Genomic DNA, 15,623 nt, shown 5'->3' with positions numbered 1-15,623 from the left:
TGTTGGCTGAGCATCTGTCGTGCGACGACAAATGCGCCGCCGTGGGCGTCAGGGTGCCGCTACGCGATAGCCCCAGCGACCCAGTCCCTGGGGCTCATCAATGTATGATGGCCGCCTCGATCCCGATCGGAAGGCCGATCCTGAAAAATTTATCGAACAACACCGTCTTGCGAAATTGCCTGTCCATCATCGACATGGCTGGCACGTTCTGCGGCGAGTTCTCCAGTACGCCCAGCCAGGTCAGCGGGCGAACGAGATTATGTGCGATAAACCAACCTGCCTCGTGTCGGGGGCCGAGCGGTCCCCTCGCCGGGAAAATCTCCACCGGGAGTGCCCATTCGGTATAATCGCCAAGCGTCACCCAGTCGCCCAACCGGGTCGAGACGATGCCCAGCATATGCCTAAGATCCCAGAACAGGGCGGCAGCCTCAGGGGACAGGCTCTCCTGCAGCGGAGCGACCAGTATCATACTGCGAGAACTGCCTGAAGCTCCCCGTGATTGCCGAGGATCGACCTGCCGCGCTTCGTGAGCACGGCCCTGCCTTTGGAGTGGCGAATGATACGAAGGTCCTGCAGCGCCCAATGCAGGATGGAGAGCGGAGGGAAATCCGGCTCGTTGAGAACCTTATTCACGGAATAGAGGATTTCCGGTTCATACCCGGGCCACTGAAATTCATGTGCGGCCCATTCGACACATTTCCTATGAAAAGCGCCCAAGGATTGCGTCAGCGGAACGCCGCCGTTTTGCTCGGCATAGCGGAGAAGCTTCATGCCATTGGTGGCAAGTGGGCTAGCTGCCAGTTCATCCTGATGAAGAGCCGGAGACAAATACACAAAGGGGGAGAGCGTGGATGGGAACATGGTAAAGGATAATGCCGGAATAACTCGCCGCCGTCATCTCCCGACACGATTTGATTTCGAACCACTGGCCCGGCCCATCAAACCCAGGTCGCCTTGAAAGGATAGGAACCTTCAACCCTGTTATTTACTTCGAACTAACGCGCTGAAATTGCTCAGCCTCAGAGGTATACCGGTCTTTAAAGTAACGGCTGAATTGAGGCCCGCCACAGAATTCCGCGCCGCGAAAAGTTCCGATTAAATTTTTACCGGCTTTCCCGATGTCGCAGAATAGTGCACAGCACCGCCATCTTCAGCTTCGCTAACAAGCAACTTGTCGAGTTCTCTCCGGCAACGATCAGATCACTTAGTCAAGAGTAACGGCATGTCTCCATCGTACTTGTTAAAAAGCCAGCTTTCGGAAAAGCAGATCGAAGCGGATGTGTCGTTTTATCTAGGTTGGTGCTCAAACGAGATGCCCTTTCGGCTTCTTGATATCGACGAGCAAGAAACGGGGGCCGACAAGCTTTCGACGGTCACCGTACCGATCTACATACAATTCAAAAAGTCGCAGGGTCTGCAGCCGCTTCCTCCGGAACAGCGAAAGCGCCGCGTAGTTGAGGACAAGATGCAATCTGTCCGTCGATTTCGTAGAGACAATATGCTGTCAGACGATCCCACACTCTTTTTTGGTCTTCGCGCTATGGCCGAGCACGCCAGCGATTTTCAGCACAACATACTTCTGGATCATCACCGACCTGAAAGCAGTCACGCGATCTACGTCGCGCCATTACACCTAGACAAGGAGCGCTACTTTGTCGATTTGCTGACCGGCAAGAGGCACCTTGACGACCCGTGGATATGGAAACGCGCCGAACTATTGTCGGATGTCGGGCATCGCGCATGGTTGAGCCGCTACGCCTTCCAGCCTTTTCTAAGGAACCATATTTCGATCGCTCCGCACGAGAGAGTAAGCACACACCGCCACTTCTACGCCTTTAGCGCCTCCGGCGATGAAGTCAGCTGGCATTCGCCCTCTGTAGTTCCAGGGGGCCCGTTCAGGCTATCTGACTTCATGACAAGCAGGGTCCGACAGATGATTGCCGGTACTGGCGATCTCCCCTCGCCCGAACAAGCTCTTGGCGTGTGCGAGTATGTCGCTGAGCAGTACAACTTCGACATTCCCGGTCTGAGGTCCTCTGGGACGGCCTTCGATCGCCTTCGACACTACGGTCGCTGGCTGCATAAAGCGCATGATATCCGGCAAATCCTCCTTTGTGCAGACAGGGAGAAAATCGAGGCAATCCGGGAACGGGTGCTTAGCTAGCTTCCAGGCCACTGAAATCGAGCCGGCCTTCATCTCGCGCGATGCTCATGCCACCCCCGGATCAGCAGGGAGCGCGACGATGTTGTCCGCGCCAAACCACGCACTCAGCCGCGCCATGGCATCAGCGCTGAGCAACTGCGTGAACAACAAGGCTAACCGCACCTTTGGTCGAGAACACGCCACATAGAAAAGATTGCGGTTGTTTTCAAAGAACTCGACCTTATCGGCGGGCGGCCCCGCCTCTATCCATTCAAGCATCTGACCGAAATTATATTTGTTCCAACCGCGCCCAACGATCACCAATACGTTCTCGAACTCGGCACCCTTGACGCCGTGCTTGGTCGCGAAGGGCGTGTGCCCGTCGATGAACCGATCGAGAGCTATCAGCTCAATGTAGGGAACCGCGCGAAGCTTCCGCAGCCTAGTGACCCGCCGAGACTCCCCTTCGATCGGTTCAGGGCCAGCATCGGCCAGCCTTTTCTCCGCTTCCTCCACAGTCTCAGGTAGACGCATGTGCGGCTGACCAGCGATGTAATCGACAACCTCGCCGATCGTGCCCGACATGCGCAGAGCGAGTAAGGCGGTCATGGCATTCGTCCAAGCGACTTTATCAGCATGCTTGCGGATTTTCGGCGCCCCGGTCCCAAAGCACTCGAACATTTCACCGTATCGCTTGGCCTCGAACGCTGCGCATGCGGGTTCGAGCCGATCTGCGAGAAACTTGATGTGTGGATCGTCCTTCTTGAGCCAGGGATCGTTGAACTGGCCATAGATCGGCGGGATGTTCGCATAGCCTTGCTCCCGGGCAAGCACGCTGTGGCTGAGCATGAGGATCTTGGTCTTCTCGACCGCGAAGTTCCATCCCTCGCCAGCCAGCCGGTGTTTGATATGCGCGAAATACGCCCTCGCCGCTTCTGGACTCGTATCGCCCGTCCAGTGGCCACCACCTTGCCCGGTACGGCGAGCACCAGGCCATTGGTTGGTATGAAACAGGCGAGCTTCACCCGGCAACGCGGGATCGCGAACCATTTGTGGGAGCGCTGGTCGCATCCGGTTGAGCATCTGCACGATTGGGTCGGTCGACCGGAAATTCGCGTTCTTGTCGATCACCACCAGCGCAGGGTGCTCGACCAAACCGCAGCCCTCTCCGTAGATCTTCTGCCAATGATCGCCGAAGAGGCCAATCTGCGGTCCATGTCCCCCATCGAGGAACTGCGCCTTGATCGCGTCGACGAAGCCAGCGTCGGTGTCCTGATATTCATCGATCAGGAGAATTGGAAAGCGGGCTGTAAGCACAGATCGGAACTTGGGATAGCTTAACGCTTCAATCATCAGTGCCAGCACGTCGTCGTGCCGGAGCGTGACCTGATGGTCGCCGACGCTTGGATATCCCAACTCATAGTGGACGCGTCGCGCGCCAATGCCGGCGACAGGATCCAGCCGCTCTGCCCAGCCGTCGAGATTGGGAACAAGTGCCCGAAGCGTCGACTGGAAGTCCTTCAGGAGGGACCAGCAAAAGCCGTGGATTGTCTCAGGGCGCACAGCGGGATGCGCCTGGATACGCGAAATGATCTCGTCCTTGGCGACATTGGTATAGGTGATACAACCAACCTGCTGACCAGCCCGAAGAAGCTCCGCACCCCGCCGATCGATCAGACGGCGGAGCGCCTTGTCAAGCGAGAAGGTCTTGCCGGCGCCAGCGCCAGCCTCAAGCCGAAAGCTGCTGCCGTCGTCGAGACAGCCGAACATCCGTTGGAGTGCAATTCGCCCAGCGGCATCCGCAGGATTTTCAGCCTCTTCAACCATGATCGGCAACCTCGGCGACGTTCACCGCTACCCCAGCAACGCCCGCGACGATCTCAACAGCAACCGCAGGTGCCGGCTGCACTGGCGCCGGATTGCCCTGCGCCAGCCAGCGCAGACCTTCGCTGATGTAGCGCGGCACAATCCAGTCTGTGTGTACGATCGCATGCTCCAATGCGAAGGTCGATTTCTTTTGATCACCAGCCAACTCATAGGCGGCCAATGCCCGGTCACCGTCGCCAAGCGGGAAGCGAACAGGATTTGCGAGGATAAAGGCGTCCTCGAAACTCCGGCCGCACGCCCCTCCATCAACCTCCGGCACCTGGAAGGAAAGCCGCCGGCCGCCAGTCGTCTTCTCTGCCTCGGATTTCCCGAGCAACGCGGCTGGCGACACATCGGCGTCGAACCACGCTTTAAGGCATCCGTTGCTCGTGAACGTGCCTTCCGCCACCGGCACAGCGACCCGCTTTCCCGTGCCATTAGGCGACACGGAATCGATGTCGGTGATGATGAGGGTGCGCAATTCGAGGAAGGTAAGCAGATCGAAGAAACGGTGCGCATACGCCCCGCCGACCTCCATGACCGTAAGATATTGGCTTCCGAGCTGCGGCTCACCTACCGCGAAGGCATCGGTCTTACGAATCATCTCGGGGAGTAGGATGCGCTCTGCGGTGCCCTCAATGAGCACCGCCTTGTCGGCAAAGAATAGATCGCACCTCGTCAGCGTCAGATATTGGTGGAGAAACTCGCGGTCCGGTTCTGGCGCGCCGCCCATTCCTCTACGCAAATCCTTTACAACGGAACGGCGCATTCCATCGCCATCAGGCACAGAAAGGAAATAGCGCATGGCCTCGAACCGAGCCTCGTTGGCCATGTGCGGGGAGTGCGTGCTCACAATAAACTGGACGGGCCAAGGCCTATTCTCATTAAGCTGAGAAACAAACGCGCTGATGATCTGGTCCAGCTGCCGGATGAAGACCTCCTGCATCTGTGGATGAAGATGCGCCTCCGGCTCCTCAATAAAGATCAGATGCACGCCGGCCGATGTCGGGGCGGCCTGGAACTCGCGGAAGAACCGCAACAGCTGGAGCAGCATGTAAACGAGGTTGCGAACGCCGAGACCATTATAGGTCTCTGGCAAGGTCATCCCATTGACGCCGACATAGCGGACCTTCGTATGATCGTTCAGCAGCTTATCGACGTCGAAACTTGTTTCTGTAACGAGGCCGGGGTCGGAAAGACCGGGATAACCGAATAAGTCGAAGGTCGGCAGCAGCGAGGTGAGCTTCGCGTTGAATCCTGCGTGCAGATCACCCTGAATTTGCTCGACGGCTGCCTTCAGTTGCTCGGCCGTACTCCGCTTCTCAGGGTCGACGGGGTCGGTGAGCGCAGATTGGAAAAGCACCTCCACGACTTTGCCCAAAACATCGCGCTCACGGTGCGTGTCGTCATCGAGCCCGCGCTGAGCGTTGATGAAACCACCTCGGATCAACGTCGTAAGCGTCTTTGGCTCCAGTGCCTTGCGATTAGTCGGGTCATTGGGATCAACGGCCTCCAGCGATGCTCCATACGCGCCGGACAGCCCCACACTGACAGCGCGAAACAAGTTCAGTCGGTTGACCGCGACGTCGTCGCCGACCACCACGCCGGCAAAGAGCAGAGCCGGCGCAGTTGGGCGTGGACCATAAGTCAATATGAGGCGCGCATCCGTGCAGTCCGGATCAAGATCAACGATGCAGTCGCTGAGCGGGCCAAGGTCCGCTGAGTCGACGTCGTATGTGATGTCGATCGAAACCTTTATCGCTGGGAGCAGCGCGACCACGTCAGGCGCCGGCTGCCCGGCCTGGAATGCTGCGAAAGCAGCCCAGAACCCCTCGTGGCAGCCCAGCGAAAAATCCTCCATCCGAAACGATAGCGTCTTCTCACTCAGGAGCCGCCGAAATAACTCCGCGATCGACGTTTTGCCACTATTGTTCCGCCCTACAACCAGGGTCGTCCGCTCTTCCAATCCGACCGCAACGTGCCGCAATAGTCGAAAATTCTCGATGTCAACGCTCTTGATCCGCATCAGCCCCCGCCTCAATTTTTACCGCGCTTGGCTTTCGCGGTTAAATCCGAGCAATGCGCCATGAGAGCGCACTATTCTTCGCCGTCGTCGTCGTCTTCCAGATCCTCATCTTCGCCGATTCCGTAGTCGATGGTATCGCTCACCTCGTCGGTCTCCTCCATGTCCTCCGTCGAAGGCTCTGCAAGAAACTGATGAAGTGCCTTCAGTTTCTCCAGCAGTTCGTCGAAAGTAATGACCACAACGCCGCGGAGGTTGTTACGATACAGCTCGAAGGATTTTTTGTGCGCTTCGATAGTCGGGGTGGTGCCTATAATGACGATGCACCCGACGGCATATGTGAAGGCCTCCTCTCCTCGAGAGTATTTTAAAAGCTGGCCAATATTTTCCTGGAGAAGGTACCGCTGGTCCATGACCTGCGTCACCGCTCCAGAGATACCAGAGGAGGGCGCATGAATGCCGCCACGATATTCCGTCTTGCCGAGTAGTTTCGCTTTGGGCGTCTTGATCTCGACGATGGATAGATTGCCGATCGCTCCGCTTTTGACGACGAAATCGGCGAGCTTGCCGCCCTTGTTGTCAATGTCCAACCCGCCGACCGGCATCTGTTCCTTGAATATGATAGCGGGCAGCCCGAACGCCAGCCGGAGGATGAACGGGTTTTTGGACAAAAACTTTTGCCAACTCCCTTCCTTCAGTGTTTTGTCGGCAAGCCTGGCCTCAAATTTTGTGATCACATCTTCCAGCGTAACGAGCTCGATCTCCCGATTGAGCTCGAGAAGTTCATCGTGGTTTTCGTTGAGGAGCTCTTTCGCGGACGATTTAACAACACGGACGGCCGCTGACTGGTTCGTCGATCGCGCTTGTGATCGCCTCCCAGGAGCGTTGATAGCAGCATCGAGGATCGCGTGGAGATCCCCCTTTGTGCGACGCACAATGGGTCGCTGCTCACTTATTGGTTTCAGGGGGAAGACGAGGTCTGATAGGAGGAAGTTCTTTTTCTCAACATTGGCGAAATCAACGGCGGCTTTATGGGTGCGGTTTAGTGTTTTGCGGATCGGTTCGTAAATCGCCCTCGGCAGAAAGAAAATGCGGTCCTCAATAGAGGTCTCGGAACCACGAGTGATGCGGATTTCATCGACGTTATCGAATTCTTCGATGGCTTCCACAATGAAGCGCAGCATGTATATCAGCCCAAATCCGTCGAACGGGTCATAACTGAAACCAGCCGGAAACTGGCGGAAGTGATATCTGCCGTCGTCATCCTCCTCATCATCGAAGATGGGCATAGCCTCATCGACACTGATGCGCTGGATCGAGCGGTATTTGTTGATGCCAAAGTACGCGCTTCGGGGGAGAAGGATCGTTGGATAGGTGGTGAGCAGCTTCAGCTCTGGGTCGTATTCGGCCAACAGTATTTCGTGGCTGCCGAAGTCCAACACCTGTGCGTTTCCTTCCTCGATTAGGAATTCACGCATCCCATCGGTCACCTTGACGGTGAACTCTTGATATCCGTTAGGCTGCGTATAAAGGAACAGGATGGAACCGTCCTCAATCCTTTCCCTAACCTGCTGAACTTTCGGCTTATTACCTTCGACCACTGTTCTTTCGTCTCCCACTACCGATAACATGACTGCGCTGGTCGCCGCAGGCAACTGGTCCGGCGCGATATCGCCACTTAAAGGGTGCAGATTGGCATAAAGATGGGGATAGCGATGTCGCTGGACCCCAACCTGTATTGCAGCTGGAGCGGGAAGTCGGGCGCCGAGCTTCGCACCTCGATGCAGCCGTTAATATGAGCCTGCCGCCGATGACAGTACCGAGATATCGTCTCGGCTCCCTATTCGGCCGAGATGAGGGCGCAGAGCAGGCAAAGCTCTCGACGCCGACAGGAAGTTCGTTAGGCCTGGGAGAGCTCTACCCGCTGCAATGCAATTGGTCGGAATCGAACTGCAAACTGCAAATTTCTGAAAAGATCAACACGCTGAATACTAATAATAATGTCCTCTATTATGGGTGCGCTTTGTTACGATCAAACCTATCGGGATATCACCATATATCCAGCAACAGATTACACTGGCGGTCGGCATTGAAGGCGCCCTCATCATCTATGTCGTTTAGTGGCGACCACGCGCTGAAGAACTCATCGACGAGTCCATCCGTAGCTAGGGCTCCCAAGCATGTGGGGCCCGTGTACTTCCGAACGAAATATGCAACTCGGTTGTAATCCTCGTCATCAATGAGAGGTGCCGTGACAACGTCGTACTGCATCGTATGCCACATGTCGTCGACATCGAGCAGGCCGAACCTCCTCTTCGGATGATACCTTTCCACCCGACTTTCGAGGCAGGCGAGATTGATTTGCGCCAAGTCCGTCAGAAGGCGAGCGATGTCTATAGCCTCGTCAACGGATACAATGTCATCACCAAATATGCGCAAAGCTGTTGATGGAAACCTGTACGAGAACAATTCCCGTTGGTCTTTTGCAGCGAGTAGCCTCGGTTTCACCGTATCTTCGTGGCGCTGACCGAGGCGCTTCAGTTTGTCACCGGTCAGGTTGAGGATATTGTTGTGCGTCATTTCGATTGTTTTTTCGCCCCGCCAACCAAGGCACGGAAGCGTCAGGAGAAATGCGCGGCTACAGTTCAGTAGCATATAGTATCGCAGATAAGGCAGGGTCACCTGCAGGTTACGTTCTTCGGCATACTCAGCAGAATTCGCTAGAACCGTAGAGCCAAGGACGTATTTTAGTGCCAGATAGCTTCGGATAAACCATTCGGTGTTGTGTGCATCTTCAAAAGCACGCGCGATCGGATCAAATAGATCTCGTGTCCGGCTGATATAGTTTTGGATCTCACTGTCAGAGCAGCGGGTCGGAAGCTCCTTGTAATGATAATTGAAATCCGAACCAGTCAGAGAAACGATTGCGTCAGAGTCCATACAAACCATCCAAGTAGCGATGTCCGCGGAATAATCCCGCGAGCAGCGAATATGTGCAATCGGCAATCTATGGCAGATTAAGCTGCATATATCGTTATCGGATTCAAGCGGTTGGGCAATAATATGATGCCGTGCCTCGACCCCTTAGCATTATTGCTTTCGTCATAGCTGCCCATGCACCGTGTCGTTTTGGTGCGTTCCCTCAACACTTCTCCTCCAAGTCAGCCAGTAACCGCATTACGGAATTGTCAGATATTTTTATGTAGATATTGACTTTGTCAGCTTTTACCACTACATTGCAAACATTGGAGGCGATGATGACCGACGGACCTTTCCGAAATTCTGCATTGAGCAATAAGTGGAAGCAGTATGGACGGGACCTCGTCAACGACGCGGCCTCCCAGGATGAGCGTGCTAAGCAGGCCTGTCACAGCGTACTTGGGGCGATCGATACGAAGGCATTCGACCGCCTCTATCGTGAATTGGATTCACGCGCGTCGCGTGACCAGATGGATCTGGATTCCGTCGCCGCGACTGAATCCATCTTCGACAACAACGAGCGCTCGTGTCTCGGCGATGCGCTCGAACGAAATCTCCTCTGCAATCTTCGGGAGGGGACGTCGGAACGAAAATCGCTCGATGTGGCCCTCGGGAGCGCTGTCAGCGAACTTCTCGAAAACGCTAAAAATCGTATCCACGAGGAATGTCTTCGCGCCAGAGATGTTGGAGATATGAGCCGATCGGATTTTGCAAAAGGCATTCAGCGGAATCGAGAAACCTTCGCGAGTATCGATGTTGGTAGCATTTGTGCTGCCCTCGAGAATGGCAACAAGAACGCGTTCCGCCGGACCGCGCGCACGGATGTGAACGATGGACCAGATGAAGGCTGAAGCGCTCGCAGAGGTCCAGCAGGAAAAGCTCCTTTTCGCTGTTGAGAAGGGCCAGGCCGTCCAATGCCCAGGATTCGATAAAACTGTCATTGCCGAGATCGGCAAGCATATACAGTTCGTTCCAGATATTCTTGATACCTTTGACGTGAAGGGGTTTGCGGCCAAACACTATGACCTGATGGTCTTGGCAGCCGCGATCGAGTTCGCCGATCGCCGGTGGAGGCGGCCGGCATCGTGGCTCCGCAATCTGCATGTTACGATCCCGGTCATCGACCACGCATGCTGGTCGAGACCTGAGGTTCAGTCGTCACTCCGAAGCGCCATGAACTTTCTGACCGGCGACAGCTGGCGTTTCACCTTTCTCAAAGCCGCCAACGCGTCTCCGATAGGTTGGCGGCAGGTACCGCTTATGTTTGAGCAGCCGAAGACTTTCGCGATCGCCTATAGCAACGGATTGGATTCGCGCGCAGTGTCCGCGCTGAGCGGTCCTCCCTCCGAGGCGTTGTGTATCCGCGTTGCCAGCACCAAACAGCGCCGGATGGATGGCGACAGCCACTTCACTCAGATTCCGTTCCGGGTGAAGGGCTTCAAGGGCAAGGAGAGTAGCTTCCGATCTCGCGGTTTCCAGTTCGCGGCAATGGCGACGATTGCCTCGCATCTTTCCAATATAAGCAGGATTATCGTGCCCGAAAGCGGGCAAGGCGCGCTGGGACCGGTTCTCGTACCGCTTTATAATATCTACACTGATTACCGGAATTTTCCGGCGTTCTTCAGAAAGATGGAGCGGTTCACGCGGGCTTTGCTCGACTGCATCATAAAGTTCGAACAGCCACGCCTATGGTCGACCAAAGGTGAGACGATGAAGGCGTTCCTAGGTTTGCCAGGCAGGAAACACCAGCATTTGATCAATACCCGTTCGTGCTGGCAGACGCGCAGGATCGTCAATGCCGAGCACCGGCGGCAATGCGGTCTCTGCGCTGCCTGCCTCTTGCGCCGAATGAGCCTTCACGCGGCAGAAATCTTAGAGCCGATTGACACCTATGTTGTCTCGGATCTATCCGCTGCAGAAGTTGATTCGGCGCTCGCGAGCATCACCAACGACGCTGATCGCGCCATCATGGTTGAATACGGAAGCGTGGGGGCTCGCCATCTCGACCACCTCGCCACGATGTCGGAATTGCCCGATGCAGCGTTACGGCCATTCGCTTCACAGATTGCCGCCGCGACTGGTGAGGCCTATGAGCAAACCCTTCGAAACCTGAGAATAATGTTGATGACGCATGCCCAAGAATGGCGGACCTTCTTGTCCGCGCAAGGTGAAAAAAGCTTCTTGAAAAACTGGATGGACGGAGGCCGCTATGAGTGCTCTGAATGAGCTGAGCGCGCAGGAAATCGGCCGCCGTCTCCGGATTGCTCGCGAGAACGCCGATATTCGCCAAGATGACGCTGCGCAGTTCATCGACGTCTCGCGACCGACGCTGGTCTCCATCGAGAAGGGCGTAAGACGTGTTCGCATCCAGGAGATCCAGACTTTGGCTCGCCACTACGGCGTGTCGGTAAATGCACTGTTGCGACGCGAGGCCGTCCATACCGATCTGATGCCGCGGTTTCGCAAGCTCCGAGAGACGGAAGACGAACATACGCTGGAGGCAATTCGGCTGCTCAATGACCTGATCAAAGCGGACGTGGAGCTCGAAAACATTCTCGGTATACAGCGCCGCCGTAACTATCCTCCGGAGCGGGGCCTCAACGAGGGTGACGCGGTCGCTTTGGGGGAAGCTCATGCGAGAGAACTTCGAGACTGGCTCGGGCTGGGATCAGGCCCGATCGCCGATATCTTTTCCATCGTGGAGCAAGGACTCGGAATTCGCCTTTACCAGCGGCGCCTTTCTCCAAAGTCACGTGTAGCGGGCTTGTTCACTTACGATGATAACGTGGGCGCTTGCATTCTGCTGAACGCAAACCATCCGCTGCCTCGCCGGGTCCAGACCACGGCACACGAAACCGGGCATTTCTATGGGACGCGGCAAGTACCTGAGGTCCTCGAAGAGGACGAGAAATTTCTGTCGCGGGACGAGCGCTACGCAAATGCCTTCGGCCGCGCATTCGTCGCGCCGGCGGAGAGTTTTGGCGAGAGCTTTCGAGAACTGAAGGAGATCACTGGAAAGACGACCCGCCGCCTCGTCATTCTCCTTGCAGACCAGTATGGGATTTCCCGCCAAGCCTGTGTTCTGCGTTTGGAAGAATTGGGGCTTGTGAAGAAGGGAACGTGGTCCTGGTTTGAAGATAACGGAGGTATCACGGACGAGCAGGCACGAGAGGTTCTTGGGGGCGCTGCAGACCGGCGCGACGTTGGAAAGGCTGATGCAGATCGGTTGGTCTCGCAACGAATGAGTCTGATGGCACATGCGGCTTGGAAGCGCGAGCTAATGTCTGAGGGACAGCTCGCCGAACTCCTGAAAATCACGAGGCTGCAGCTGCGCGAGATCGTCGACGAAATCGAGCTCGAGGAAAAAGAGACGGATGACCTACTCAAATTCCCTGAGTGACGATACCGTCCCTTTGGTTCTCGATACGAGCGTGCTCATCAACCTGCATGCCTCCAGGTGCGGGGTCGATATCCTTACTTCGATCCCCAATCCGATCGTCGTCGCGAACGTCGTAGCTGGTGAGCTTGAGAATGAGACGAGCCGTCGCAATGGCGAAGAGGCATTCCTGCGAGCGCTTTCCGCAGCTGGACACGTCGCGGTGGTTGATCTGTCGGATCAGGAATTCGAGATGTTTTTCAAGCTCACTTCAGTATCGCCATCACTCGATGACGGTGAGGCGGCGACGATCGCGCTCGCAAGCGCGAGAGGCCTCTTCCCGGTAATAGACGAGAAACGCGGCCGTACTCGTGCCAAAGCGATCATGGGTGTCGAACCTGCATGGTCGCTCGATCTCGTTCTTCATCCGGTTACTGCTGAGAGCCTGGGGGCGGAGGGTCACAGGGAGGCCTTATTCCGGGCACTGCGCGACGGTCGAATGCGCATTCCTCCAGAAAGCACGTCCCATGTTGTCGGTATCATAGGCATTGAAAATGCCGAATACTGCACCTGTCTGCCGGGTTACAAGCAGCTTTTCGCACGCCGCGCTCAGCGGCAAATGCATGTCGACCGGTTGCTCCTTTAACACATTCGTTTCAGCGCGAAGCGGCACTCGTTAATTGACCGAGATGTCGCGTAAAGATGCCGACTAGAATTTTCTGGATATCTGGAAACCGAAAGCTGCCGGGCTGAAATCTTGAAAGCGAGCTTATGCCACGCCGAGGCAGAATTTAAGATAGCTCATCGCACCAGCCTTTTCGACAGTTCCACGAGAGAGATACGGAAGGCCGTTTAGACATCCCGCGCCGAACCTCTACAATATTTGAGCCGTCCAAGGCATAGACGTGCTTCACCCCCTGCGCGTCGCGGGTCAATCCCGCAAGCTATGTTCCCACAACGTTCTTCGAGTTGGCCGAAATCGCAGCTTCGGGCCGACTGGGCCTTCTAAGGCTGTGCGGAGCACCCCGGCCACTACAGCTCGTCGTCAAGGTCCAGCTCAGGGAAGGAGTAGGTCTCATCATAGAACCGATGAAGCTGAACTCGTCCTAAGATCTCGCGATGAGCGAAGCAGTTCCGCGGTCCGTACGTCAAACATCGGCATCCTCGTATTCGTTGAGGGCGACGATGACCTCATCGGCCAGGCCCTGAAACCATTCGCGGAGTTCTTCCACGATCAAGGTTGCTCCAATACGTTGCTCTTTCTTGATCTCTTCGAGGTCAGTGTACCCCTTAAACAGCTTCTTCCGCCGCTGTGGGGTCGAGATGTCCGAACCTACCGTGAGCGATGCCCTATAGGTTCGAAACGACCGGTCAAGCACTCTTGCTGCCGCCTTCGTCGCTTCTGAACCGTTGAGCCCGCTCTCTCTTATGAGAGACACCGCATTGGCGACCAGGTCTCGGACCCGCTTGCTCGTGTGATGCTCCCCGAAGGTCACCATCACCTCGCTATGGAACTTCTTCCTCGGGTTATCCGTGCATTTGTCCTCGAATATGGTTGCCCCGATCATCACGTCTTTCTCGGAGTCCATCTCAATCGCCAGGCCATCCAGACCCTGCGTCGTCGCTGCGATATGCGGATCCTTCATGAAAGTGCGCGCTGAGCTCGACTGGCGCGCGACGATCCATGAGATGCACTCAAATAGAAAGCCATCTCGATGGTAGCGCGATGTGTCTTTCTGTGCCTCGGTCGTCCCCCTGATAAGCATTTGTCCCCGGGCTCCTCGAAAGAGCTCCGCAGCTGACAGGGCAGGGGCAAGAGGCTCGAGCTCGTCGATTATTCTAACCGCGTGCTGTGCTTGACCGAGTGCGATCACCGCTATCAGTTGCGCCAGCTTCTTCCTGTCTTTCACCGTCCACAGTTGCCCGGTGACGTCATCGTCAACCTCAACCTCTTTAGATAGCATCGCAGTCATTTTCGAAATCCCCGAGTCCCCTCTGAAACTCTATTGAGAATTTCGTTCGATCTCAACAGGTTGCCTGCTTCCGCCAAGCTATCCGCGTCAGCCGCCTGTCAGACCACCGGATCGAAAAGTAACAGCTGCTACTTTTCGGCTTATGGGCTCACTCTATCGCACGCCTACAAATCTATAGACTTCTCTGCATCGGCTTTGCCGAACTTCGGGTTAGGCTGCAGGATGAATTGCCAAAGCGGCAAGGTCTCGTTCTTGAAGCCTTGCGGAATGCGGAGAGTGAATACTTCAGGATCATGCCGGATATCGAGCGCCATAACACCTGTGTCGTCAACCGTCAGCTCCCTGTATGCACTGCTGACCATTTGGCTAAGGCCACCGATCGTTTCGAACCCTTGGTCTGCATGCACCTCGTCCGGCTCGAACACGAACTGCAGCGCGATGACCTTATTTCCGTCGAACAGAGGTGTTTGCTCACCGCATGACCATCGCCCATATCTCATTAGATAAAATGCGATGTCGCGAGCTTCATCACCAATGATCTCGGTGTCCCCGCACTCGAATTTAATCGCTTTGATGGTGAAAACCACTTCCGAGTTCTCGTCGGGTTCCATCGCCAGTTCTGGCGTTGTCCAAAATTGGATCGCCAATCTCGGAAGCGTGGCTATGCTACGATCACCAAGAGTAGCCATCTCGTTGACGGCCATAGCCTGAACAAACGATATCGCAAAATGCTTTCCGCTCTTTTTGAACGCACTCTTCGACAACAAGACCCATGCATTTGCGTTGGAAAAATAGACCGCGATTTTCAATGGTAGTCCGTTGAGCTCAGCATAATGTTCGAGACCGGCCATAGTCTTAACGGGCAGCGTAAATTCCTTGCTGAACGATTTGATGAAGAAGTTCTTCACCTCAACAAGCAATTTCGAGCCGTCGTTGAGCACGATCCTATAATCTGGAGCGATAACATTTCCCGCCGCCGTAAAAATATCGCCGGAGTCTTCCTTTTTGATGAGCCTGCAGTGGCCCAATGCGCCGGCAACATAAGCGAAGAGCGCCTCAGCGCGTTTTCCATGGAGCAAGAGTGGGTTTGTTTGCGACGCCTGGAGAGAGCCTTTCACTGTGTCGAGGAAGTTTTCCATGTCGCCTTCAACGTTGAGCCTGTATCCCCGGTCCCGGCCGACCGCCGTATACAATTCAATGGCGTCGAATTTGGCTGGATCTCTTCTCACTCGTTTCATAGCTGTCACTCGTAGATAGCTGAAC

13 protein-coding genes are annotated in these 15,623 nt (G+C 55.6%); 5 read left to right on the top strand and 8 right to left on the bottom strand.

Annotated elements, in window-relative coordinates:
* Nucleotides 1-97: 97 nt before the first annotated feature.
* Nucleotides 98-397, bottom strand: a complete 300-nt coding sequence (locus BS630_RS23520; protein WP_143529488.1) for a hypothetical protein — start codon at nt 395-397, stop codon at nt 98-100.
* 68 nt (nt 398-465) lie between these two features.
* Complete coding sequence (locus tag BS630_RS23515; RefSeq protein ID WP_143529486.1) at nt 466-861, bottom strand: hypothetical protein; 396 nt, start codon at nt 859-861, stop codon at nt 466-468.
* Between the two features lie 361 nt (nt 862-1,222).
* On the opposite strand from BS630_RS23515, the gene BS630_RS23510 reads away from it, so the two are divergent.
* Nucleotides 1,223-2,164: a hypothetical protein gene (locus BS630_RS23510; protein ID WP_062577887.1), complete on the top strand. Its 942-nt coding sequence runs from the start codon at nt 1,223-1,225 to the stop codon at nt 2,162-2,164.
* A gap of 45 nt (nt 2,165-2,209) precedes the next feature.
* Here the strand turns inward: BS630_RS23510 and BS630_RS23505 are convergent, their stop codons facing one another.
* From BS630_RS23505 to BS630_RS38100, 4 genes are all read right to left on the bottom strand, one after another.
* Nucleotides 2,210-3,970, bottom strand: a complete 1,761-nt coding sequence (locus BS630_RS23505; protein ID WP_077979337.1) for a UvrD-helicase domain-containing protein — start codon at nt 3,968-3,970, stop codon at nt 2,210-2,212.
* Complete coding sequence (locus BS630_RS23500; protein ID WP_077979336.1) at nt 3,963-6,035, bottom strand: ATP-dependent nuclease; 2,073 nt, start codon at nt 6,033-6,035, stop codon at nt 3,963-3,965. The genes BS630_RS23505 and BS630_RS23500 overlap by 8 nt, the downstream gene beginning before the upstream one ends.
* A 71-nt stretch (nt 6,036-6,106) precedes the next feature.
* A complete protein-coding gene (locus BS630_RS23495; protein ID WP_158081424.1) occupies nt 6,107-7,633 on the bottom strand; it encodes a Shedu immune nuclease family protein in 1,527 nt (508 codons plus the stop codon).
* A 448-nt stretch (nt 7,634-8,081) separates the two neighbouring features.
* Entirely contained in the window at nt 8,082-8,972 is an 891-nt protein-coding gene (locus tag BS630_RS38100) for a hypothetical protein (protein ID WP_245310471.1), read from the bottom strand.
* Between the two features lie 317 nt (nt 8,973-9,289).
* On the opposite strand from BS630_RS38100, the gene BS630_RS23485 reads away from it, so the two are divergent.
* From BS630_RS23485 to BS630_RS23470, 4 genes are read left to right on the top strand one after another with little or no spacing between them, the layout of a single operon-like run.
* Nucleotides 9,290-9,862, top strand: coding sequence for a hypothetical protein (locus tag BS630_RS23485; RefSeq protein ID WP_077979334.1), 573 nt, complete (start codon nt 9,290-9,292; stop codon nt 9,860-9,862).
* A complete protein-coding gene (locus BS630_RS23480; protein ID WP_245310469.1) occupies nt 9,843-11,237 on the top strand; it encodes a 7-cyano-7-deazaguanine synthase in 1,395 nt (464 codons plus the stop codon). Before BS630_RS23485 ends, BS630_RS23480 begins: the two co-directional genes overlap by 20 nt.
* Nucleotides 11,221-12,411 carry an XRE family transcriptional regulator gene (locus BS630_RS23475; protein ID WP_077979333.1) on the top strand — a complete coding sequence of 397 codons (1,191 nt, stop codon included), beginning with the start codon at nt 11,221-11,223 and terminating at the stop codon, nt 12,409-12,411. Before BS630_RS23480 ends, BS630_RS23475 begins: the two co-directional genes overlap by 17 nt.
* Nucleotides 12,386-13,033, top strand: a complete 648-nt coding sequence (locus BS630_RS23470) for a PIN domain-containing protein (protein WP_077979332.1) — start codon at nt 12,386-12,388, stop codon at nt 13,031-13,033. The genes BS630_RS23475 and BS630_RS23470 overlap by 26 nt, the downstream gene beginning before the upstream one ends.
* Nucleotides 13,034-13,535: 502 nt before the next feature.
* On the opposite strand, the gene BS630_RS23465 is transcribed toward BS630_RS23470, so the two are convergent.
* On the bottom strand, nt 13,536-14,360 hold the full coding sequence (locus BS630_RS23465) for a hypothetical protein (RefSeq protein ID WP_143529484.1): 825 nt from the start codon (nt 14,358-14,360) through the stop codon (nt 13,536-13,538).
* Between the two features lie 164 nt (nt 14,361-14,524).
* Nucleotides 14,525-15,598: a hypothetical protein gene (locus tag BS630_RS23460; protein ID WP_077979330.1), complete on the bottom strand. Its 1,074-nt coding sequence runs from the start codon at nt 15,596-15,598 to the stop codon at nt 14,525-14,527.
* Nucleotides 15,599-15,623 lie beyond the last annotated feature (25 nt).

The organism is Rhizobium laguerreae, assembly GCF_002008165.1.
Lineage (GTDB): Bacteria > Pseudomonadota > Alphaproteobacteria > Rhizobiales > Rhizobiaceae > Rhizobium > Rhizobium laguerreae.
The sequence above is the reverse complement of the archived record's forward strand: the minus strand, read 5'-3'. Positions and strand labels throughout refer to the sequence as shown.

Bases quoted from the DNA above. Each gene is read 5' to 3' on its own strand.
- BS630_RS23485 (WP_077979334.1), top strand. From the start codon at position 9,290: ATGACCGACGGACCTTTCCGAAATTCTGCATTGAGCAATAAGTGGAAG.
- BS630_RS23470 (WP_077979332.1), top strand. From the start codon at position 12,386: ATGACCTACTCAAATTCCCTGAGTGACGATACCGTCCCTTTGGTTCTC.
- BS630_RS23520 (WP_143529488.1), bottom strand. From the start codon at position 397: ATGCTGGGCATCGTCTCGACCCGGTTGGGCGACTGGGTGACGCTTGGC.
- BS630_RS23505 (WP_077979337.1), bottom strand. From the start codon at position 3,970: ATGGTTGAAGAGGCTGAAAATCCTGCGGATGCCGCTGGGCGAATTGCA.
- BS630_RS23480 (WP_245310469.1), top strand. From the start codon at position 9,843: ATGGACCAGATGAAGGCTGAAGCGCTCGCAGAGGTCCAGCAGGAAAAG.
- BS630_RS23465 (WP_143529484.1), bottom strand. From the start codon at position 14,360: ATGACTGCGATGCTATCTAAAGAGGTTGAGGTTGACGATGACGTCACC.
- BS630_RS23500 (WP_077979336.1), bottom strand. From the start codon at position 6,035: ATGCGGATCAAGAGCGTTGACATCGAGAATTTTCGACTATTGCGGCAC.
- BS630_RS23510 (WP_062577887.1), top strand. From the start codon at position 1,223: ATGTCTCCATCGTACTTGTTAAAAAGCCAGCTTTCGGAAAAGCAGATC.
- BS630_RS23515 (WP_143529486.1), bottom strand. From the start codon at position 861: ATGTTCCCATCCACGCTCTCCCCCTTTGTGTATTTGTCTCCGGCTCTT.
- BS630_RS38100 (WP_245310471.1), bottom strand. From the start codon at position 8,972: ATGGACTCTGACGCAATCGTTTCTCTGACTGGTTCGGATTTCAATTAT.
- BS630_RS23460 (WP_077979330.1), bottom strand. From the start codon at position 15,598: ATGAAACGAGTGAGAAGAGATCCAGCCAAATTCGACGCCATTGAATTG.
- BS630_RS23475 (WP_077979333.1), top strand. From the start codon at position 11,221: ATGAGTGCTCTGAATGAGCTGAGCGCGCAGGAAATCGGCCGCCGTCTC.